The 20,199-nt window shown below is 64.3% G+C and carries 16 protein-coding genes and 4 pseudogenes; 10 read left to right on the forward strand and 10 right to left on the reverse strand.

Going from position 1 to position 20,199, the window contains the following annotated elements; translation table 11 throughout:
* Window positions 1-2: 2 nt before the first annotated feature.
* Window positions 3-1,052, forward strand: a complete 1,050-nt coding sequence (locus N5I32_RS05460; RefSeq protein ID WP_261494387.1) for an SDR family NAD(P)-dependent oxidoreductase — start codon at window positions 3-5, stop codon at window positions 1,050-1,052.
* A gap of 903 nt (window positions 1,053-1,955) precedes the next feature.
* Entirely contained in the window at window positions 1,956-3,101 is a 1,146-nt protein-coding gene (locus N5I32_RS05465) for an alpha/beta hydrolase (protein ID WP_261494388.1), read from the forward strand.
* A gap of 225 nt (window positions 3,102-3,326) precedes the next feature.
* Here the strand turns inward: N5I32_RS05465 and N5I32_RS05470 are convergent, their stop codons facing one another.
* Both N5I32_RS05470 and N5I32_RS05475 read right to left on the reverse strand, forming a co-directional pair.
* Entirely contained in the window at window positions 3,327-3,695 is a 369-nt protein-coding gene (locus N5I32_RS05470; protein WP_261494389.1) for a hypothetical protein, read from the reverse strand.
* Window positions 3,692-4,168 (reverse strand): annotated as a pseudogene (locus N5I32_RS05475) (recombinase zinc ribbon domain-containing protein); the annotation flags it as partial. The gene N5I32_RS05470 and the pseudogene N5I32_RS05475, both read right to left, overlap by 4 nt.
* Window positions 4,169-5,108: 940 nt before the next feature.
* Here N5I32_RS05475 and N5I32_RS05480 point away from each other — a divergent pair.
* Window positions 5,109-5,234, forward strand: a pseudogene (locus N5I32_RS05480) (transposase); the annotation flags it as partial.
* A 549-nt stretch (window positions 5,235-5,783) separates the two neighbouring features.
* Here N5I32_RS05480 and N5I32_RS05485 read toward each other — a convergent pair.
* Both N5I32_RS05485 and N5I32_RS05490 read right to left on the reverse strand, forming a co-directional pair.
* A complete protein-coding gene (locus tag N5I32_RS05485; protein WP_261494390.1) occupies window positions 5,784-6,248 on the reverse strand; it encodes a universal stress protein in 465 nt (154 codons plus the stop codon).
* Window positions 6,249-6,793: 545 nt separating this feature from the next.
* The gene (locus tag N5I32_RS05490; RefSeq protein ID WP_261494391.1) at window positions 6,794-8,317 is read right to left on the reverse strand and encodes a winged helix-turn-helix domain-containing protein; all 1,524 of its coding nucleotides are present in this window, start codon (window positions 8,315-8,317) and stop codon (window positions 6,794-6,796) included.
* Between the two features lie 114 nt (window positions 8,318-8,431).
* Here N5I32_RS05490 and N5I32_RS05495 point away from each other — a divergent pair, with 114 nt between their 5' ends.
* Window positions 8,432-9,511, forward strand: coding sequence for a PLP-dependent cysteine synthase family protein (locus N5I32_RS05495; protein WP_261494392.1), 1,080 nt, complete (start codon window positions 8,432-8,434; stop codon window positions 9,509-9,511).
* A gap of 198 nt (window positions 9,512-9,709) precedes the next feature.
* Entirely contained in the window at window positions 9,710-10,885 is a 1,176-nt protein-coding gene (locus N5I32_RS05500; RefSeq protein WP_261494393.1) for an aminotransferase class I/II-fold pyridoxal phosphate-dependent enzyme, read from the forward strand.
* Window positions 10,886-10,956: 71 nt separating this feature from the next.
* Here N5I32_RS05500 and N5I32_RS05505 read toward each other — a convergent pair whose 3' ends face one another.
* From N5I32_RS05505 to N5I32_RS05520, 4 genes and pseudogenes are all read right to left on the reverse strand, one after another.
* A complete protein-coding gene (locus N5I32_RS05505; protein WP_261495937.1) occupies window positions 10,957-11,520 on the reverse strand; it encodes a sugar O-acetyltransferase in 564 nt (187 codons plus the stop codon).
* A 111-nt stretch (window positions 11,521-11,631) separates the two neighbouring features.
* Window positions 11,632-11,844 (reverse strand): annotated as a pseudogene (locus N5I32_RS05510) (DUF2924 domain-containing protein); the annotation flags it as partial.
* A complete protein-coding gene (locus N5I32_RS05515; RefSeq protein ID WP_261496022.1) occupies window positions 11,822-12,001 on the reverse strand; it encodes a hypothetical protein in 180 nt (59 codons plus the stop codon). The pseudogene N5I32_RS05510 and the gene N5I32_RS05515, both read right to left, overlap by 23 nt.
* Window positions 12,002-12,167: 166 nt before the next feature.
* Window positions 12,168-13,430 carry an MgtC/SapB family protein gene (locus N5I32_RS05520; RefSeq protein ID WP_261494394.1) on the reverse strand — a complete coding sequence of 421 codons (1,263 nt, stop codon included), beginning with the start codon at window positions 13,428-13,430 and terminating at the stop codon, window positions 12,168-12,170.
* Window positions 13,431-13,618: 188 nt separating this feature from the next.
* Here N5I32_RS05520 and N5I32_RS05525 point away from each other — a divergent pair, with 188 nt between their 5' ends.
* From N5I32_RS05525 to N5I32_RS05545, 5 genes and pseudogenes are all read left to right on the forward strand, one after another.
* Window positions 13,619-14,320 carry a VIT1/CCC1 transporter family protein gene (locus N5I32_RS05525; RefSeq protein ID WP_261494395.1) on the forward strand — a complete coding sequence of 234 codons (702 nt, stop codon included), beginning with the start codon at window positions 13,619-13,621 and terminating at the stop codon, window positions 14,318-14,320.
* Window positions 14,321-14,368: 48 nt separating this feature from the next.
* Entirely contained in the window at window positions 14,369-16,957 is a 2,589-nt protein-coding gene (gene mgtA / locus N5I32_RS05530; protein ID WP_261494396.1) for a magnesium-translocating P-type ATPase, read from the forward strand.
* Window positions 16,957-17,454: a DUF2127 domain-containing protein gene (locus tag N5I32_RS05535; RefSeq protein WP_261494397.1), complete on the forward strand. Its 498-nt coding sequence runs from the start codon at window positions 16,957-16,959 to the stop codon at window positions 17,452-17,454. The genes mgtA and N5I32_RS05535 overlap by 1 nt, the downstream gene beginning before the upstream one ends.
* On the forward strand, window positions 17,451-18,188 hold the full coding sequence (locus N5I32_RS05540) for a phosphatase PAP2 family protein (RefSeq protein ID WP_261494398.1): 738 nt from the start codon (window positions 17,451-17,453) through the stop codon (window positions 18,186-18,188). Before N5I32_RS05535 ends, N5I32_RS05540 begins: the two co-directional genes overlap by 4 nt.
* Window positions 18,189-18,265: 77 nt before the next feature.
* Window positions 18,266-18,423, forward strand: a pseudogene (locus N5I32_RS05545) (IS5/IS1182 family transposase); the annotation flags it as partial.
* 51 nt (window positions 18,424-18,474) lie between these two features.
* Here N5I32_RS05545 and N5I32_RS05550 read toward each other — a convergent pair.
* Window positions 18,475-19,113, reverse strand: a complete 639-nt coding sequence (locus tag N5I32_RS05550; protein WP_261494399.1) for an acetyltransferase — start codon at window positions 19,111-19,113, stop codon at window positions 18,475-18,477.
* Entirely contained in the window at window positions 19,110-20,165 is a 1,056-nt protein-coding gene (locus tag N5I32_RS05555) for a glycosyltransferase family protein (protein ID WP_261494400.1), read from the reverse strand. The genes N5I32_RS05550 and N5I32_RS05555 overlap by 4 nt, the downstream gene beginning before the upstream one ends.
* Window positions 20,166-20,199 lie beyond the last annotated feature (34 nt).

The following is a 20,199-nucleotide window of genomic DNA, read 5'->3' on the forward strand; positions in this document are numbered from 1 at the left end:
TCATGTACAGACGAGACCTGCTGAAGGGAATCGGCGGCACCGCTGCCCTAGGCGGCATTGCGGCGACGCGAGCTTCGGCTCAGCAAGAAGCAACGTTGGCGGACGTCGGCCCTTATGCGCAGCCGTGGGATCCAGCGGACCCGAACATTCCCGAGCGGCGCGACATCGCACCGATGCCGGACGACTATCACACGCCCGGCCGTTTCGCTGGCAAGACGGTGATCGTCACGGGCTCGGCTCGTGGCATGGGGCTTGGGGCAGTCTGGCGGCTGGCACGGGAGGGCGCAAATGTCGTCGGCGTGGATTGGCTCGAAGAGCAGGGCAAGGCCGCGATGGACGAGGTCGCCGCCGCGGGGTTCAACGTCCGCTTCGTTCCCGGGGACGTCAGCGATGATGCTGTGTGCGCACGCATGGTTGAGGTCGCCATTCAGGAGTTCGGTGGATTGGACGCCGCGCTGAACAATGCGGGGGTCATGGACGGCGTGTATTCCGGGGCCCCCATCGACTACGAGTCGCAGAAGGAACTGGTCTTCGCGTCAGTCCACGAGGCCACCGACGAGTACTGGGACAACGTGTTCCGCACGAACGTGAAGGGCGTGTTTCTTTCGATGCGCCATGAGCTCCGGCAGATGATCGCCCAGGGGCGTGGCGGATCGATTGTCAACGTGGGTTCCATTGCCGGTATGACCGGCCTTGCCGGTAACCCGGCCTATGTCGCGTCGAAGCACGCGGTCAACGGGCTGACCCGCAACGCGGCACTCGATTACGCGCCATATGGAATCCGCGTGAATTCGGTCAACATGGCGGCGACCGACACGCCTATGGTCGCGCGGGCGGGCGCGCTTGTCGCTGCGCAAAGCGCGGCCATCGGATCCAAGAACCCTGGTATGGGACGGATCAAGATCAAATCGATCCAGGCCTATGCCAACCAGAACGCCCGTTCGGCGACTGTTGCCGAACAGGTTAGCATGATGTGCTACCTCCTCTCACCCGAGGCAGGCAACATGACGGGCGCCACCTATGCGACCGATGGTGGGTGGACGGCCTACTAAAGCCAGAGCATCCAGTGTCCCGGCCACGTTGCAGGGACCCAAGAGAGCAGGGGCGGGCGCTTCGGAAGCGCGCCGCCCCGTCATCGGCAATCTCATCCTATGCAAAGGTGATAGAACATGCGCTTGCCTATCTTGGACCTCGCTCTGATTCTCGCGGTTATCTCGATACTGTCCGCGACATCGGCGCAGGCCCAATCGCCGGAGCCACGCGTTGTTGTTCCGGACGTGCCCGGTGGTGCCGTCGTGTCGGGTTGCTACCGGGCTGATAGGCACTTGTACGGCCCCTACATTCTGAACTTTTGCCTCAGGGCAGGCGGGCGCGGCACCTACTCCGTTCGAGCGCCGGAGCTTGCCTGCGATGGCCGGCTCGTATGGCAAGCCACGGGAGACACAGTCAACATCACCCTGAGGCGGCAATCCTGCAACCGGGGACGTGCCTGGGCCGCGGCAGAGGTTACGTGTCGTCCGCGGAGCCTGCTGAGCGCGATCCTCGACGAACTGATCCGTGACTTGGTCGGACGTGATGGTCAGCGCCCCCGCGTCGTTTTGCCCGACAGACCGACTGTTGGCCGTCTGAATTGCACCTACTACCCTACTGTGAACGCGGCCGCGCCGCGCCAGTTCTTCGCAAATCGGAGCCTTGTCGAGCCAAGGTGAGGCCCGGTCCCTCCCTCTGTCTCTCTTTTAGTCCGCCCGCACCTCGATCAATCCCCGAGCGGAACACGATACCATCGTTCGGGGCTCGAGCGAGCGGCGGAGATACAGCGGTGTTGCTAACAGGTACCGGCAGCCTGCGATCCCTCATTCTCCGAGAGGGATGCGATAGGGGCCAATCACCGAGTTGAAGAGCATTTCGCGATTCTCGAGGAATTGTAGTATCGCGTACTGTTCGGATACGCCGCGATGCTCGGCAATGGTGAACGGCAGGGTTCCGGTGCGGCCGCGAGGCCTTTGCCGATGGATTGCGCAGGCGACCTTTGGATGAAGAGCAGCAAAATGACAGGCCCGGTACCAAAATTTGTATGGTGCGTTGGGGTGACCCTTTTGTTTCTCGCCGGGCCACTCTCGTTTGGAGCACCGCCGGCAATCGCCGAGGGAAATCAGGCCGAACGTGGTGTTCCATACTTGACCCTGCGCAACGTGACCGGGGACACTGATCCTGCGAGATTTTACGGCGAGGAACGCAGTGGTCTCACAGCGGGCAGGTGCCATATCGGACAGCGTCGGCTCGACATCCTGTCGCCGGTGGCCAAGGCTGCTCCTTTCTACATCCCTGAGGAAATCCTGCGCGTTGCGGCAGTACGACCGTTGCCGCTGGATCAGGTTCTGGATTCACTAGAGCAGGGTGCGGACCTCGCCAGGCCTGTGCTCTACACCCACGGCTTCTACATCGACTTCGAGAAGGGCTGCCGCAGAGCCACCGTCCTGCAGGAAAACGCCAAGCTACAAGGCAGGTTCCTTTGGTTCAGCTGGCCCTCAGACGGCGGTCTGCTGAACTATATCCACGACGAGGCCGATCTGTACTGGAGCGTTCCCGACCTTGCGTCTATGGTAGCCGGGCTCGAGAAACGCTTCGGGCCGGCAAACGTTGACCTTGTTGGCCACAGCCTCGGAGCGCGCGGGATCGTCCTCGCGATTCATGACGTTGCCGCTCAGTATCCCGAGGTCCGTTTGGGCAATGTCGTATTGCTCGCGCCTGATATGGACTTCGAAATATTCTCGCGGCTCCTGCCACGGATTCGGCCGATCGTGAGCAGCATCACCGTCTATGTATCCGATGCTGACCGACCGCTTGCCCTTTCCGAGCAGGTTCACGGATACCCGCGCCTAGGGCAGGCCGGAAATGCCGTGGAAAGACTGGAAGGCGTGGAGGTCATTGATCTGAGCGATCTGCAGGTCCAAAGCGTAACCGGGCATCTCTACCACATCTACAATGAAGAAGTAGGGGCCGATATTGACCAATTGCTAAACGAAGGGAAGCACGCTGCAAAGCGACGAAACTTGTCCCAATTGGGGGGCAATCTTTGGCGGATGCAGCGGTCAGAATGAATTTTAGCCACCGTGTCTAGTTCTCCGAAACTTCGACGAGATCATCTCCGTGCCAGAGGTTCGCAACGCGCAGAGTGGCCAGGTTGGAGTGTCTCCGGTGAGACATGAGAGACCCAATCCGATCTTCGCGATGCAGAGCCTTGGCGCAATATGGATGGCCGTGTGTTTTCAGCGCAGGGCCGTAATGCGGTGCGGCTCTGATCACAGAGCATCGATCGATCTGCTTCATTGTTGTTCCCACTCGACCGGAAACGGCTCCAGCACCCGTGCCAGCGTCACCTCCGGCCTCTGCCTGCCGTCCAGGATCTCCTGAATGATGCCGGGCGCGAGCAGTGTCAGGCGCAGAACGCGGGTCATGTAGGACGGCGCGATGCCCTCGCGCTCGGCCAGTTCGGCGATGGTGGCGAACTCGCCCGACTCCAGCATCCGCTTCCAGCGGAAGGCGCGCGCCAGAGCCTTGAGGAGCGTGTTGTCAGCCCGCCGCGGTTGCGTGGCGTCCTCGGGCAACAGCATCTCCTTCCGTCCGCCACGTTTCACGACGCGGAACGGCACGTGGAGCGTCACCGTCTCGGGGATTGCGGTCGTTCGGGTCACGCCGCTTCTCCGATCCCGCCGGCCAGCATCTCGCGCGCGAGGCCGCCGAGGCCATCCACGCGCAGCCGGACGTTCAGGCCGTCAACGCCGATATCCACGCGCTCGACCAGCAGCGCCACGATGCGCGCCTGTTCAGCAGGGAAGAGTTCGTCCCAAAGCGGATCCAGCTGCTGCAGGGCCTCGCGGGCGTCTGCCTCGGTGAAGTCGTCATCATGGCCGCGTGCCGCCTTCCACGTCCCTGCGACGATCTCCGGCTGGCGGAACACGACGCGCAACTGGTCGATGACGGCCGCCTCGATCTCGCCCGCGGGCACGCGGCCAACCGGACAAGAACCCGCGCCATGCTTCAGCACCGTCTGGCTGACATGGTAGCGGTAGAGCTTGTCGCCCTTGCGGGTGTGGGTCGGAGAGAAGGCCGCACCATCGGGACCGAAGAGAATCCCCTTCAGCAGCGCAGGCGTCTCGGCGCGGGTCGGTGGCCAGTAGGTAGGACATTACAAGCTTGTCGATGACCGCCATGTCGATCCGCTTGAGCATGAGCTTGCGCAGATTGGTGAGGTCGTCCGGCGCGGGAACTGCCCGGATCCAGCCGGTTCCGGCCTTTTCGTCGAACTCGTCCGTATTGGCATAGCCAAGGACCGTGCCAACCTTGAGCTTCTGCTCGCCGATGTCGTCGATGCTCTTCCACTCCACCGGCGCATCGACATTCTCGGCAAACCCCAATGGCCCCGTTCCGATCGGGTCAGAGGGCACGAAGCCCTCCACATGGCGGCAGTGGTATCCCGGATAGTAGGCGACGATCGCGTCGTCGTCCTTCGCATCCGAGATCGCGCGCTTCCACGGCAGGACACGGACCTCGGTCTCAAGTCCGGCTGCAGCAAACGCCTGCTTCACCACCTCGGTAGTCGCGCCGCCCTTCGGCAGATCGGCCGAGGTATAGGGCGGCCACTCCAGCGTGGTGACCGTGACGGCCTCTGCCATCGCGGAACCACTGACAAGCGGCTGGAGAAACGTCGCTGCGATCAGCAGTGCAAGCACCCGAAGCGGGCCCGCCCCCGATCGCTCGCCTGTGGATGGGGTCACTGGAAATCCCTCCGAGCGTCGCCACATCTTGCTGTCCGGAAGAACCGAGCTTCTTTCGGGCGCGTACTGCCCGGTTCGAGTGGTTCGGTTCGGGCCCAAATTCGTGGACGACATGCCACTTTCCCCTTCTGAAACCCGTGCCCGAAATGTGCGGAGAAAATGTTGCAGGAGTGTTTGATTTTCCCAGTTCGCGGGTCACTGTTTCAGAATTCGCCACAGGCCTGACATCCCCTTTCACAGGACCGACGCACCCGTCTAGAGCGACGGGTTTCCAGCTTTTGGGCAGATCGGACAAACGAAGCGAGAACCGCTTGGAGGTTTGTCAGCTTGGCCGAGAAGGCGCTGACCGCGGTCATCCAGGAGGCTTACGTCCAGGGCATCCCGACGCGGTCCGTGGACGATCTGGTCAAGGCGATGGGCATGTCGGGGATCAGTAAGAGCCAGGTCTCGCGGCTCTCCGGTGTGAAGTTCATCGCCTGCAACATGCCTGAGGCCAATGACCTGACCGTGGGCATCATGGCGCTCGTCGCCCAGCAGGAACGCAAAGCCATCAGTCGCCAGACGGAGGAGATGCCGGCGGTGGCCAAGGCGCGCGGGGTGAAGCCGGCAAGCCCAATGGCGCCGCGGTGCTCAGGCGGGCTGGGAAAGGTGGGACCGCGCTGCGAGCCACGGCTCCGCCAATGCTGCAGCTTCGCCCGGAACCTTGGACCTGTCCTCGACGACATCCGATTGTCCGGGCATACCTCGCCGCGGGCCATTGCCAAAGAGTTGACCGCGCGCGGGATCAGGACAAGGCGCGGAGGCCGGTGGAATGTGGGGGATGTCAAAGGGCTGCTGGCAAGGGCAAGCGCATGGAACCCGTCGGGTTCCGAAGTCCGCCGTCAGGCTGTCCCGATCCGTTGCTCTCGCTGAATGGCACGGCATTCACACCATGTGTTGCCGGGCGCAGGGTTCAGGGAAAAGGCCGCCGGTTCTCACCGGGAACAGGTCCCTGAGATCTGACGATCAGGGCACAGGCCCGCCAAACAGCGCTTCATCGGAAATCTCGAGCCGTGCAACCAGCAGGCTGCAGTTCAGGGTGTCGCTGAGAGATGCCGTGACTGACCCTTTCAACCACCTGGCCATCGCCCCCTGCTTGTGATGCCCGACGACAACCAGGTCAGCGGCGCTTTCCTGCGCTGCCTTGCAGATCTGCTCTGTAGGGTCGCCCCTTTCCAGTCGCGCCTCGGGGACAAGGCCCATTCGGATCAGACGTGCCTTGCCCTCATCAAGGATCTTCTGGAATTCCTCCGTCCGGTCCGGCGGAATGTAGACCGCACTGCCATCGCCGGCGACAAATTCGGGCGTGGGTTCCACGACGGCCATCAGCACGACGCGCGCTCCACAGACCTGGGCCAGCCGCGCGCCTTCGCGCAAGGCGAGGCGTCCCTCGATGGATCCGTCATACGCCAAGAGGATCGTGCGATACATGGCTGCCTCCGACATGCTGCCGCATCTCAGGACTGAATGTACCATAAGCCCGCGGTTCTCGCGGAACAATTGCCGCACTCCGCGGCTGGGCGACGGTCATCACGCTGCCTGGTGCTTTTCAAAAGGTGAAATGCAGGTCTGCCTCGGTTCCGGCCTATCGGCAACATCCCTGCGCAAGAGCTCATGAACCGGCTGGCGGCTCATGAGACGAGCCCGACGTTTCAGCAATTGCCGAAACGGAGATTGACAACCCACAGTCGCTGGAACGGCGCGAGGAGAGGGGATGGTCCTCGACGCGCAGGGCCGTCAGCTTGGCCGCATGGTGGGGGGCTTGGGTCCCGCCCGAGGGCAATTATCTCGTCGCGGGCAGGTAGGCTGCCATTGTTTGCCGGCGTAAGTCAGGTAAAGAAGGGGCCTTTCAGACCCACGTCGGACACGATGAATGGGAGACAGTGCTGCCGGAGTTCGTGTTTCGAAACAAGAATCTGATCCCGTGGCGGCGCAATTAATGTTGATCGGCCTCCGGCAAGTCCGGGATGTCTTGCTCAGAAGCCGTGGCGGTTCAGCACGGCTTCGATCATGCGCCGTTTCTCGATATCTCGGATCGGGAATGCCAGCGAGTAATCTCGCGCCGAAACATCCGGACGCCGCGACCGGGCGGCCTCGGCCCAGTGTCGGGCCAGCACAGGTACTTCAGCCAAATCGAACGCCGCAGCGGCGATCATGGCGATCAGATGATGCGCCCCCGGAGCAGATGCAGCTTTTGCTGCCCATTCGGCCGCAGCGGCATAGTGCCCCTGTTGGATAAGCATTTGCGCGCGCACGCCGTACATGCCGTAAAGCAGAGGATCGAGCGGGCTAAGCTCCAGCGCGGAGTCCACCGCCCGATTGCTGGCCGTCGCGTCACCCAGCAGCATGGCGGTGAAGCCGGATGCGTAAAAGCCATGAGCATAATTCGGGTTGATCTCGGTCGCGCGCGATAGCCAGCGCTGTGCCATCTCCACCTCACCGGTTAGCCAATGGGCGCGACCCATGGTGAAGTTCACGAACGGGTCGAGCGGGTCCAGTTCCAGCCCGCGCTCGGCATGATGCAGCGCAGCCCGGCTCGCCGCCCGAACGTCGGGGACGATCCGCAGGAAAGCCTCAATGAAGCTGGTAAAGGATAGCCCCGCCTGCGCCCGCGCGAAACCGGGGTCCAATGCAACGGAGCGCTGGAAATGGCCCTTGGCGGCGGCATTGTCGCTGTCGGTGAAGCGATACAGATGGCGTAGGCCGAGGTGAAAGCTGGCCCAGGCATCAAAGGCAGCGGACCCGCTCAGTTCGGCGTGGCGCGCCTCGTTCTCGGGCACGCGCAATTCCAGTGCCGCGATGATCCGCATGGCGATCAGGGCGCGCAGTTCGGCCAAGGCATCCAGCCGCCGCGTGATGCAGTCCGCCCAGATCACCTCGGAATTCTTGCAGTCGGTCAGTTCCAGAGTCACCGCGACGGTGCCGACGCCCGCCTCCATCACCCCCGACAGCACGTATCGGGCCCCGAGCGAGCTGGCGACCAGATCGAAATCCGCCCCGTGCCGAAAGCGAAACGAAGAGCCGCGGGCGATCACCGCGATCCAGCGCAGACGCGAGAGGGCAAGAATAACCTCGTGCGGAATGGCCTCGGCCAAGATATCCAACCCCGTTTCAGCTCCAAGGACACGCAGAGGCAGAACTGCGACCGAAGGACGGCCAAGGCCAAACGGGGCAGTAGGTGGCCGGGCACGGTCTTCGGTCACCGGCGCCACGAACCTAAAGCCAACGCCATGGATGGTGCGGATCACCTCCTGACGCTCACCATCATCGCCAAGCGCCACACGGGCCAACTTGATGCGACCGGCGATGCTGGCATCCGAAACAGCCGCGCCTGGCCAGATCGTTTCGGCCAGCTCACCCTTGCTGACCATGCGGTCGCACTGCCGCACAAGATGCAGAATGACGGCAAAGACCTGCGGCTCCACTGGCACGGGCAGGCCGGCGCGGGTCAGTTCATGCCGCTCCGGGTCAAGCCGAAAGGTGCCGAACGTCCAAACCATGCCAAATAATACACCGAATCCGGCAGTTCTTCATGAAATCTTCAGGGGTCGATCAAGCAGCGCCGGATTGGCCAGACTAGAGTCGTGCAAGGCTGGCAACCGGGAGGAACCGCCATGGATGCGCAAAAGATCAGGACAACCGCCGGGCGCGGACGGCTTTACGAGAGCGTTCTGGACACCATAGGCGACACGCCCGTGATCCGGGTCAACAACCTCGCGCCCGAAGGTATCCGGCTTTACGTCAAGGCCGAGTTCTTCAACCCCGCCGCCTCGGTCAAGGACCGGCTGGCCGTCAACATCATCGAGGCGGCCGAACGGTCGGGCAAGCTGAGGCCGGGCCAAACCGTGGTCGAGGCAACAAGCGGCAACACCGGCATCGGGCTGGCCATGGTCTGCGCCCAGAAGGGCTATCCGCTGGTCGTGACCATGGCCGACAGCTTCTCGGTCGAGCGGCGCAAGCTGATGCGGTTGCTGGGCGCGAAGGTCATCCTGACCCCACGCGCGATGAAGGGTACGGGGATGTACGCCAAGGCGGCCGAGCTGGCCGAAAAGCACGGATGGTTCCTTGCCCGCCAGTTCGAAACCGAGGCCAATGCCGACATCCACGAAGCCACCACTGCGCGCGAAATCATGGCGGATTTTGCTGGCGACCGGCTGGACTATGTGGTGACGGGCTATGGCACGGGCGGCACGCTGACGGGCCTATCGCGCGTGCTGCGCCGTGAAAGGCCGGCTACACAGATTGTCTTGGCCGAGCCGGCCAATGCCGCGCTCCTCTCCAGCGGCGTGGCGCAGGAACGCACCCCGGATGGCGGCCCCGCCAAGACCCATCCCGCCTTTGAACCGCATCCGATTCAGGGCTGGACTCCGGATTTCATTCCGAAGGTGCTGCAGGAAGCTGTCGATCAGCGCTGCTATGACCAGCTGGTGAAGGTGGCCGGTTCCGTCGGGGTGGACTGGGCGCGCAAGCTGGCCCGCCACGAGGGGATCATGACCGGCATTTCGGGCGGCGCCACTCTCGCGGTGGCGATGGGAATTGCCGAAACCGCGGCGCGCGGCACCGTCATTCTGGCGATGCTGCCCGACACCTCCGAGCGCTATCTGACCACGCCGCTGTTCGAGGCGATCCCCGAGGCGATGGACGACGCCGAAGTCGAGATTTCGCAATCCACGCCTGGATACCAAATGGGCTGAGGAAGCGACGATGACAGACCCGGAACGATTGGAAGAGGATGGATCGCTGAACCCGACCGATTGGCAGCAGCGTCAACGGAGCCGCAAGCAGCTTACGCACGGCGGCGGCACAATCCGATACACGGCGGGGACATATGCGCCCTCTGCGGCCTTTCGGCTGAAATCCTCGCACGGGTTAAAGGAACATAGGGGTGTTTCATGAGCATGCTTTCTGCACGCGCGGTGGCGACTTCTGGCGCCATCGATACTGTCTTCAATTTCTTCATGGGCTACCGCGCGGGCGTCGACGACATGAAGGTGCGCGCCGACCTCACCTTCGGCAATCCACATGAAATGCCGTTGCCGGCTTTGGTTTCGGCGATCAAGGCGCGGATGGAACCGCAATCCCCGGACTGGTTTGCCTACAAGACCAGCGAGTTGCAGCCCCGCTCGGTGATCGCAGCAACGCTTTCTGCCGAGCTTGGCCTGCCGTTCCGCTCTGAGGATGTCGCCATGACCCAAGGCGCCTTCGGGGCCATCGCTTTGGCATTCTCATTGCTGCTGGATATTGGTGACGAATGTATCATCCCACTGCCGGGCTGGTTCTGCTACGCCAGCATGCTGCGCGCCCGAAATTCAGTGCCTGTGCCGGTGCCGCTCTCCGAGGGCAGCTTCGATCTGGATGTTGCCGCCATCGAGGCTGCTATCACGCCGCGCACGCGCATCGTCGTGGTCAACACACCCCACAACCCCACCGGGGTGATCTACAGCCGCGCCCGATTGACCGAACTGGCGGATATGCTCACACGAAAATCTGCCGAACTCGCGCGCCCGATCTTCATCCTGTCCGACGAACCCTACCGCCGCATTCGCTTTGACAACGCGGCGTTTACCAGTCCTGCTGCCGTCTATCCTCACACATTGATCGACTATAGCTACGGCAAGGTCCTTCTCGCTCCGGGCCTGCGGATCGGTTATCTCGCGTTCAGCTCCGAAATGCCCGAAGCAGACCGGAAAGCCCTGCGCGCGGCGGCGTTGACATCGCAGATCGGGGGCGGCTGGAGCTTTCCCGATGCGCCATTGCAGTATGCCGTCGGCGATCTGGAGACGATTGGCATCGACATCCGCGCGTTGCAACACAAGCGCGACCGGCTCCACGCGGCGCTGACGCAATGGGGCTATGCCATGACGCATCCTCAAGGCACCTTCTACCTCTGGGGCCGCGCGCCGGGTGGGGATTCTCTCACTTTCACCCGGCGGCTGGCCCAACAGGGTGTGTTCATCATGCCAGGAACGCTTTTCGATCGGCCCGCGTATTTCCGCATCAGCCTTACCGCCACCGCCGAAATGATCGAGGCGAGCCTTCCAGCCTTCGAGGCCGCAGCAAATAGTTGATGGGTCTCCACAGGCCAGATGGCGTGGTTCCCGGCTGCGCGGATCACCGTCATCACCGAAACCTGCGCGCCTCAGATTTGCCGCGCAGGATTTCCCGCCACGCGCGCGCCGGATGCCACGTCGCGCGTAACAACCGATCCCGCCCCGATGAGCGCGCCGTCCCCCACGGTTACGCCCGGCAGAAGGATGGCACCGCCGCCGATCCAGACGTCCTCGCCGATGTTCACCGGCAGTGCGCGCTCAAAGCCGCGGCGTCGCTCTTCTGGCCCGTGTGCATGGTCAGCGCAATAGATATGCACGGCCGGGCCAAGCATCGTGCGCCGCCCGATCCGAACGGGCGCGGTGTCAAGAACGACGCAACCCGCGTTCATGTAGACCCCGTCGCCAAGCACAAGGTTTCGGCCGTAAGCAACGTGGAACGGCGCCTCGATGAAAACGCCCTTACCGAAAGAGGCGAAGATCGCAACAAGCTCTGGGGCGCAACCGCCCCGCAGCGCAGGGTCCATGCTGTTGTGCCGCCAGCAGGCTTGTCGTGCGCTGTTCCGCAGCGCCTCCAGTTCGGGCGTCATGCAGTGATACCATCTGCCATCAGCCAACTCGGCCAGTTCAGCAGGTGGAGGATGAGTGGCTGTCATAAGCGTCACGGCCTGACGTTGAATGTTCACCGATGGGGCTGCCCAATAAGAAAACTGTAACAGACCAGACGCTGCCTTGCGCGGATTCGTTCCGTCAGCTGGACCCGCCGCTGTCCTGCGGCCACCGCGCCTTAACCCAAAGAAAATCCAGCCATTCCAGCGCTTGCCGGTGATCGTACGGGCGATGCCCGACAGCGACTTTTGAAGCCGCCCTTGCCTATCAAAGCCGTCGGCAGCGACGGTGACGATCCGTTCGACGCCATGCCACTCGCGCCGCAACCGCGTTCCGGTGATCGGCCGGTCACGTGACACCCGCGACGGCCTGGACCAACACCGACTTCCCCTTGGCACCGTGGCCATGGAGGAAGACATAGTCCTGCTCGCTGGTCGAGCCCGTCAGGCAATAGTCCACAAGCCGGGCGAGGTAGGCCCGAAGATCCCTGTCACCGCCCGTGATCTCATCCAGGAAACTGCCTGTCACCTTTCAAAGGGTGAAACGCAGGTCTGCCTCGGTTCCGGCCTAGCGGCAATATCCCCGCACAAGAACTCACGAACCGGCTGGCGGCGCATGACCCGCGCACGCCGAATGATGGCCGGGAATGGCCGTCAGGCTGGTCCGGCCCTGGGTAGCAGGTCGGACAGCCGGATCAGTACCAGAGCAGTGCGGCAAAGGTGCCGGCCCAGGCGGCCAGCGCAACAAGGACCAGACCGGGCACAACGCGAAGGGCGAATGCCCATCCGCCAGCGGTCACGGCCATGATGATCTTGCTCAGCGTGTTGGAGGTCAGGCCCGCGATTATCGGAAGGACAGCGTCCTGGGGCAGGACTTTCCCCGACGCCACCAGCGACGCCACCGAGATGGCTGCCGCATGAGTGTCGACCAGTCCGGCAACCACGGCCGCGAGCAGAACACCGTCGTTGCCGAACCGATCTTGCAGGCCTGCCGAGATGACCAGGATGACCGCAAGGATCGAGCCAAAGGCCAGCGCTGTCTTCAGGCTGAAAACTCCGCCGGTCGGCAAGGTATCATTGCCTGGGATGCGCGCGGCCAGGAGCGTGAAGGCGGCCCCGTAGGCAAGGGCGGTGCCCCCGGCAAGCAGGAGGGGTCCCGACAAGTTGGAGAGGGTTGCAATGCTGGTGGCGCCAACGACCACTGCCATCTGGGCAATCGTGGCCACGGTCGACAAGACGGCACCGGCGACACATGCCGCCATGAGATCGCTGGACCTGCTCGCCCGCGAGCCCATCGCCCCGATCGTTGAAGTGCTGGAGATGAAGCCGGATATGGCCCCTGCGAGCGGCAATCCGAACCGCGCACCGAACAGTCGCACTGCCACATAGCCTGCGGCACTGATGGCCATGACCAGCACGATCACGATCCAGAGCGAGCGAGGGTTGAGCGCCAGATAAGGTCCCATCGGGCTGTTCGGCACCAGAGGCAGAACAACAAGTGTCGCGGCGGCAAAGATCAGCGCGTCATCCAGTTCGTCTTTTGAGATCGCGGCGATGACAAGGTTGTGCAACCAGGCCTTCGCGTAAAGCAGCACCGTCACCGCTACGGCAACAGCGGCAGCCGTCTGAGGCGCTTGCATGCACATGCCGCCCAGCAGTGCCGTCAGGACGAGAACGATCTCCGTAGTCAGGCCCGGATCCTGATCTTGGCTGCGCCAGTAGGACACAGCCACCAACACGGCAACGCAAGCCGTCAGGACTGCAAGCAGGACAGCCCCACCGACACTGAACGCAATGGCACCAGCAATCGAAGTGATCGTGAACGTCCGTATGCCTGCGGGGGATCGCGTTGGCCCCTCGCCCTTTCGCCGCTCTCGTTCCGCGCCGATCAGAGCGCCAACTGCAAATGCGATGACGAGATTCAGTACTGGAGGGCCAAGGCTCAGCGCATTTTCCATCAGGCACCACGTGGCCCTTGTCCAAGGTCAATGTCTATACCCGAGATATTCCCTTTGTTCATTCGGATCATCTACAATTATCAAATCGATCGGGACGATCTGACGAGTCGGCTCGCGCATGAAATTGGCAAGGGCACCAGTTCAAACCATCTTCGTGAACTTGTGCCGAGCCCAGGATCGGATCTGACATGTCACGCCTTCACACTCATCCGGAGTCCCACCTCGTCTCCCGCATCGGCTGGCTGCGGGCGGCCGTGCTGGGTGCCAATGATGGCATCGTCTCGACCGCCAGCCTGATCGTCGGCGTCGCGGCAGCTTCGGCCGCGACCTCCGAGGTGCTGGTGGCTGGCGTGGCCGGGCTCGTGGCGGGCGCGATGTCGATGGCGGCCGGCGAGTATGTCTCGGTCAGTTCGCAGTCCGACACCGAACAGGCAGACCTGGCGCGGGAGCGGGCGGAGTTGGCTGGCCAGCCCGCGTTCGAGCGCGAGGAACTTGCCAAGATCTATATCGATCGCGGCGTCGCGCCCGAGCTTGCGCATCAGGTGGCCGATCAGCTGATGGCGAAGGACGCACTCGGCGCCCATGCCCGCGATGAGCTGGGCATCTCCGAGGTGACGACAGCGCGCCCGATTCAGGCCGCGCTGACCTCGGCCGCGACCTTTGCGGTGGGCGCCGCGCTTCCGCTGGCGATGGTGCTGATGATGCCGAGCGAAGCGCTTGTCGCGGGTGTCTCGATCGCTTCGCTGCTGTTTCTTGCGCTGCTTGGCGCGGTCGGTGCCCGGGCGGGCGGCGCGAACGTGACGAAGGCGACGCTGCGCGTGACCTTCTGGGGGGCGCTGGCGATGGCGCTGACCGCCGGGATCGGGGCGGTTTTCGGAACTGTGGCATGATGAGGTCGGCGCATTGCAGCGCCCCGTCCTTGATGCCGGGGAGCGTGCATGGCCAACGTTCCCCCTGATGTGCGCTACTGGAGCGAGGATGCTGCCGCGCTGGCGGCATCTCTGGGTGCGGGACCGGAGGGACTCGGCTCGGAAGAAGCGGCCTCGCAGCTTGCAACCGTGGGCCCCAACAGTGTCGAGGATGCGCCGCGCCTGAGCGCACTGCGCCTTCTGCTGCGGCAGTTCGAAAGCCCGCTCGTCCTGATCCTGGCCTTCGCGGCAACCGTATCCCTTGTCCTTCAGCAATGGGTCGATGCCGGGATCATCCTGACCATCGTGCTGGGCAGTTCGCTTCTCAGTTTCTATCAGGAATACCGCGCCTCTACGGCGGTCGAGGAACTAAAGAAGCGCCTCGCGCTGAAGGCGCGCGTGCTGCGCGACGGGGTGGAGCAGGTGCTGCCGGTGACGCAGATCGTTCCTGGCGACGTCCTCCTTCTGTCTGCCGGAAATCTGATCCCGGCCGACGGAATCATCCTCGAGGCGCAGGATTTCCTCGTCACCGAGGCCAGCATTACGGGCGAATCCTTTCCGGTCGAGAAGCGCCCCGGCATCGTCGCCCCGGATGCCCCGCTTGCCGCACGGACCAACACCGTCCTCCTGGGCGCGTCGGTGCGTAGCGGCACGGCGAAGGTCATGGTGGTCCGGACCGGGCGGCGAACGGAATTCGGCGCCATTGCAGCGAAGCTTCGCGCGCGCCAGCCCGAAACCGACTTTGCGCGCGGCGTGCGGCAGTTCGGCTATCTGCTGATCCGCGTGATGGTCGTCATCGTCCTGTTCGTGCTGACGGTGAACCTGTTGCTGGATCGCCCGGTGATCGAGTCGCTGCTCTTTGCCGCGGCCCTCGCGGTGGGCCTGTCGCCCGAGCTCCTACCGGCGATCATCAGCGTCACGCTGTCTGCGGGCGCGCGCGCCATGAGCAAGCGCGGCGTGATCGTACAGCGGCTGGATGCCATCGAGAACCTCGGCAGCATGAACATCCTGTGCACCGACAAGACCGGCACGCTGACCGAAGGCACCATCGTGCTGAGCGAAGTTCTGGATGCGAGCGCCCGGCCATCAGACGAGGTGCGGCGGCTAGCGTTTGTGAACGCCGAACTGGAAACCGGGATCGAGAATCCGCTCGATGCCGCCATCGTCGCGGCTGGTGCAGCTGCCGGGCTGACCACTGTGGGTCTGACCAAGATCGACGAGATCCCCTACGACTTCGTGCGCCGGCGCCTGACCATCGTGGTGGCCGACAGCGCCGACCCCGGACATCACCTGATCGTCACCAAGGGGGCGTTCGCCGAGGTGCTGGCCAGTTGCACCGCATTCGAGCGTGATGGCGCCGAGGCGCCGCTGGATGAGGCCGCGCGCGCAGACCTCGAGGCCGTGTTCAACGCCAGGGGCGCGGAGGGTTTCCGCGTCCTTGCGCTGGCGGCACGCCGGGTCATCGCCCAGTCCGACTACGACCGCGAGGACGAACGCGACATGGTGTTTCGCGGCTTCCTCGTGTTCCTCGATCCGCCGAAGCCCGAAGCGCGGGAAACGATAGGGAACCTCGCCCGGCTCGGCATCGCCATCAAGGTGATCAGCGGTGACAACCGCCTTGTGACCGCCCACATGGCCGAGGCTGTCGGGCTGGACGCGAAGTCCATGCTGACAGGCAAGGAATTGGCCGGGATGAAGGACGAGGCGCTGTGGCATCTCGCGCCGCGCACCGACCTGTTCGTCGAGATCGACCCGCAGCAGAAGGAGCGCATCGTCCGCGCGCTGCAACGCACCGGCCATTCGGTTGGATATCTGGGCGACGGAATCAACGATGCACCGGCGCTTCACGCTGCCGATGTCGGCATATCGGTCGCCGGCGCCGTGGACGTGGCGCGAGAGAGCGCCGATATCCTCCTGCTCAGCCGCGATCTGGACGTGCTGCGCCAAGGGGTCGAGGACGGCAGGCGCACATTCGCCAATACGCTGAAATACATCTCGATTACCACCAGCGCGAATTTCGGCAACATGATCAGCATGGCGCTGGCCACACCGCTCCTTCCATTCCTTCCGCTGGCGGCCAAGCAGATCCTGCTCAACAACTTCCTGTCCGATCTCCCGTCGCTGGCCATCTCCAGCGACAAGGTGGACCCCGAGCGAGTGTCCGGGCCGCAGCGGTGGGGCGTCAACGACATCCAGCGGTTCATGATCGTCTTCGGGCTGATCAGCTCGGTCTTCGACCTGCTGACCTTCGGCCTGCTGCTCTATGTCTTCCACGCCGGAGAGGCGGTCTTCCAGACCTCGTGGTTCATGATCTCGCTGCTGACGGAACTGGCGGTGGTTCTGGTCCTGCGCACCCGCAAGCCGGCTTTCCGCAGCCGGCCCAGCGGCTTGCTGCTGTGGTCCACCCTTGCTGTCGCGGCGGCCACCCTTGCGATCCCGTTCCTGGGTTGGGCAAGTGCGATTTTCGGTTTCGTGCCGCTGTCGGCCATGGAACTGGCGGTCGTGCTGGCGATCCTCGCCGGGTACATCGTGGCCACGGAGATCGCCAAGGCCTCGTTCTTCCGGCATGAGAATGGCGGCTCACACGCAGCGGCGGCCGATCCGGGCGGACAAAGCTGATGCGGGTGCCGGAAAGCGAGATCCGCCGCGTTTTTCAGATCAGTCTCTGGCTGAAGGGCGCGCATAGTCTGCTGGAAGTCCTGGGGGGTCTTGCGCTTACCTTTGTCAGCCACGACCTCATCCTGCGGATCGTCTCCGCGCTGACCGCAGCCGAACTGTTGGAGGATCCCCGCGACCTTGTCGCGAACGCCCTGCGACAGTTGGCCGAGGGGTTCACCACCGATGCCCAGTCCTTCGCGGCCTGGTATCTGTTCAGCCATGGACTGATCAAGCTGGTGCTGATCGCTGCGGTGCTGGCGAAGCGCATCTGGGCCTATCCCGCCTTCATCGTCGCGATGATCGGTTTCATCCTGTATCAGGGCTACCGGATGAGCCTCGACCTCACGTTCATCCTGGTCGCGATCACCCTCCTCGATCTGGTTGTCCTGGTCCTCGCCTGGCACGAATACGGTCTTGTGCGCCGGGAGCAGCGGCAGAACCCGGATGCACATCGATGACCACGTGGAGCGAACACCTTAGGCAGCGCGCTTCGGAATTCTCCCGCAAACGCGGGATCGACGGGCTTCTGGCCGTACTGATCGCTGTCGGCGCCGTTCTGCTGTTCGTGTTCATAAAGCTCGCGGAAGAAGTCATGGAGGGCGAGACCCGCGCATTCGATGAAGCCATCCTGCTTGCCCTGCGCACGCCCGGCGACCTGTCGCAGCCGATCGGCCCCCTGTGGGTGCAGGAGTTGGTCCGGGATTTCACGGCGCTGGGAAGCACCGGCGTGCTGGCCATACTCACCCTTGGAGTGGTCGCCTGGCTTTTGTTTTCGGGGAAGCGGCGGACAGCGGGGCTGGTCCTTGTCGCGGTGCTGGGTGGGGTCGTCTTTTCGAGCCTGCTCAAGATCGGCTTCGCCCGGCCGCGGCCGGATCTTGTGCCTCACTCGGTCGCGGTCTTCACCAACAGCTTTCCCAGCGGCCATGCAATGATGTCAGCCGTGGTCTATCTGACCCTCGGGTTTCTGGTGGCCCGGACGCAACGCACGGTCGCACTCAAGGTCTACATGCTGGTCTCGGCGCTATTTCTGACATTGCTCGTCGGTGTCAGCCGCGTCTATCTCGGCGTGCATTGGCCGAGCGACGTTCTGGCCGGGTGGGCACTGGGTGCCTGCTGGGCCCTCATGTGCTCATTGGTCATGTCGCGCCTTCAGGGAGCCGGAAGGGCCGAGCCGGAATCCCCTTCTGCTTGATGCCCCCAGCCGGCTTTACTGCGCAACTCTGACCAGGTACGATTCACGTCGTGAATCCAAGCGGTTAGACTGGGCGCATGAGCAAGCCGATACCCGCCCGCTACCACACGACGAACTGGTCCAGCCATACCGCCTCGCTTCGCAAGCGCGGTCGCTGTTGGTCTGGTTGGACAAAGGCATGACCAGGCTCGCGCCGCCTGACAGCAGATCTGGTCGTCCTGCGGTGTTCTCGGATACACGCGACCGAACGCGGTCAGCCCGCCGCTCAGAAAGGCCGCGGTGCGCCCTATCGCGGACCGTAGTCGGGGTGGCGTACCGTTGCCGGGTTGCCGGCGACCAGCGCGCGGGGCGCGACCTTGCGGGTGACGACGGCGCCCGCGGCGATGACGGCCCCCTCGCCGACCTCGATCCCGTCGATGATCACCGCGCCGGTGCCGATGGTAACCTCGGCGCCGATGCGGCAGTTGCCCGAGATGAGGCTGCCGGGGTGGATCGTGCAGCACCGCCCGATCGTGGTGTGATGCCCGATCGCGGTGCGCCGGCCGATCCGCACATGCGCCCCGATCTCGGAGAACCCGGCAATCACGGTGCCCGCATCGACCGCCACGCCGGGGCCAAGGTCGGTGCGCCGCGACACGGTGGCCGAGGGGTGCACCAGCGTCGCGAAGGAGAATCCGCGCGCCTCCATCCCGGCAACCCACTCCTGCCGGCGTGTCGTGGCAAGCGCGCAGATCAGGTCGTGCGTCGGGCGGAGGTGGTCGATCTCCTCGAACCAGTGGACTGGAAGACCGAGGATGCGCTCCGCGCAGCGGCCACGGTCCAGGTTCTCGACGCATCCGGCGAAGCTGAGGCCGGGGATCGCCTCGAAACTGTCGATGAAGACGCCCGCATAGGCGGTCGTCCCGAGGACGAGCACCGGCCTCATCGCCCGCCCCCCGGTGCCGCAAGCGCCGTCAGCCGCGCCGCCAGGCGGTCGAGCGCGCTTTCCTGCGCCATCGTCGCGGCGATGCGCGCGCGGCAGGAGTCCAGCATCGCCAGGCGGCGCGGCTCGTCGGCGACCAGGCGCGCGATCTCCTCGACCAGCGTTTCGGTCGGGGCCTCGAGGTAGTCGACGCCGGGGCGCATCGGCTCAGGCACGCTTAGCGGTTCGCCCGCCACCACGGCGCCGTTCGCAACCGCCAGCATCCAGCGCATCCAGGGCGTGTCCCAGTCGAACTGGTGCAGGTGCAGCAGGACGCGCGCCCGGTTGACGAGCCGCGTCCGATCCTCGCCCCAGATCGGGGCCTCCGGCACATGGACCGACAGCCCGCGCGTCCGGGCCGCCGCAAGGATCGCGTCCAGCGTCCTGCGCCGTCGCGCGTCCTTCCGCGAGCCGATGAAGAGCAAGTCGATGTCGCGCGCAAGGCCGAGGTCGCGACCGAAGGCGGGTTGTTGCCCGACCGGCAGGAACTCCGACGCGATGCCCCAGCCGGCAAGCTGGCGCTGCTTCTGGAGGGTGCTGACGAAGGTGGCGTCGAGCCAGCCGCGGTCGGTGCCGCGGAAGGCAAAGCTCGCCGTGTCGAGGAAAAAGCGCAGCCGGCCGGCGGTCAGGTCGCGGCCGAGCCGGCGGGCCAGCGCGCTGTCATGGGGGCGGGAAAGCAGCCGCATGATCGGCCGCATCCAGCGCCGCCCGGTCCGGATCGCGCTGTAGCGGACGGCACGGCGCACCTCGGGCAGCGTGATCTCGGGCGGCGGCAGCGGCTCGAAAAGCCAGGCCGCGACGCGGGGCCGCGCGGGCCCCGCCCGCTCGATCGCGCCGATGGTGCGGCGCAGCGACGACGGCCCGCCGACGAGAAGGACCACATCTGCCGCCAGCGCCCCTTCCGCCCCGTCGGGCAGGACCCGCGCATCAAGTCCGCGCTGCGAAAGCCCGTCGGCGATCGACCGGCCGATCTCCGGTCGGTTGTGGCAAATGACGGCGACAGTGGCCGCGACCATTCAGACGCGCCCTCCGCCCGCCGGCGGGACACCG

The sequence above is a fragment of the Albidovulum sediminis genome, assembly GCF_025380365.1.
Taxonomy (GTDB): domain Bacteria; phylum Pseudomonadota; class Alphaproteobacteria; order Rhodobacterales; family Rhodobacteraceae; genus Albidovulum; species Albidovulum sediminis.

Bases quoted from the DNA above. Each gene is read 5' to 3' on its own strand.
- N5I32_RS05500 (WP_261494393.1), top strand. From the start codon at position 9,710: ATGAGCATGCTTTCTGCACGCGCGGTGGCGACTTCTGGCGCCATCGAT.
- N5I32_RS05535 (WP_261494397.1), top strand. From the start codon at position 16,957: ATGCGGGTGCCGGAAAGCGAGATCCGCCGCGTTTTTCAGATCAGTCTC.
- N5I32_RS05520 (WP_261494394.1), bottom strand. From the start codon at position 13,430: ATGGAAAATGCGCTGAGCCTTGGCCCTCCAGTACTGAATCTCGTCATC.
- N5I32_RS05555 (WP_261494400.1), bottom strand. From the start codon at position 20,165: ATGGTCGCGGCCACTGTCGCCGTCATTTGCCACAACCGACCGGAGATC.
- N5I32_RS05550 (WP_261494399.1), bottom strand. From the start codon at position 19,113: ATGAGGCCGGTGCTCGTCCTCGGGACGACCGCCTATGCGGGCGTCTTC.
- mgtA (WP_261494396.1), top strand. From the start codon at position 14,369: ATGGCCAACGTTCCCCCTGATGTGCGCTACTGGAGCGAGGATGCTGCC.
- N5I32_RS05460 (WP_261494387.1), top strand. From the start codon at position 3: ATGTACAGACGAGACCTGCTGAAGGGAATCGGCGGCACCGCTGCCCTA.
- N5I32_RS05505 (WP_261495937.1), bottom strand. From the start codon at position 11,520: ATGACAGCCACTCATCCTCCACCTGCTGAACTGGCCGAGTTGGCTGAT.
- N5I32_RS05490 (WP_261494391.1), bottom strand. From the start codon at position 8,317: ATGGTTTGGACGTTCGGCACCTTTCGGCTTGACCCGGAGCGGCATGAA.
- N5I32_RS05540 (WP_261494398.1), top strand. From the start codon at position 17,451: ATGACCACGTGGAGCGAACACCTTAGGCAGCGCGCTTCGGAATTCTCC.
- N5I32_RS05525 (WP_261494395.1), top strand. From the start codon at position 13,619: ATGTCACGCCTTCACACTCATCCGGAGTCCCACCTCGTCTCCCGCATC.
- N5I32_RS05465 (WP_261494388.1), top strand. From the start codon at position 1,956: ATGCTCGGCAATGGTGAACGGCAGGGTTCCGGTGCGGCCGCGAGGCCT.
- N5I32_RS05495 (WP_261494392.1), top strand. From the start codon at position 8,432: ATGGATGCGCAAAAGATCAGGACAACCGCCGGGCGCGGACGGCTTTAC.
- N5I32_RS05485 (WP_261494390.1), bottom strand. From the start codon at position 6,248: ATGTATCGCACGATCCTCTTGGCGTATGACGGATCCATCGAGGGACGC.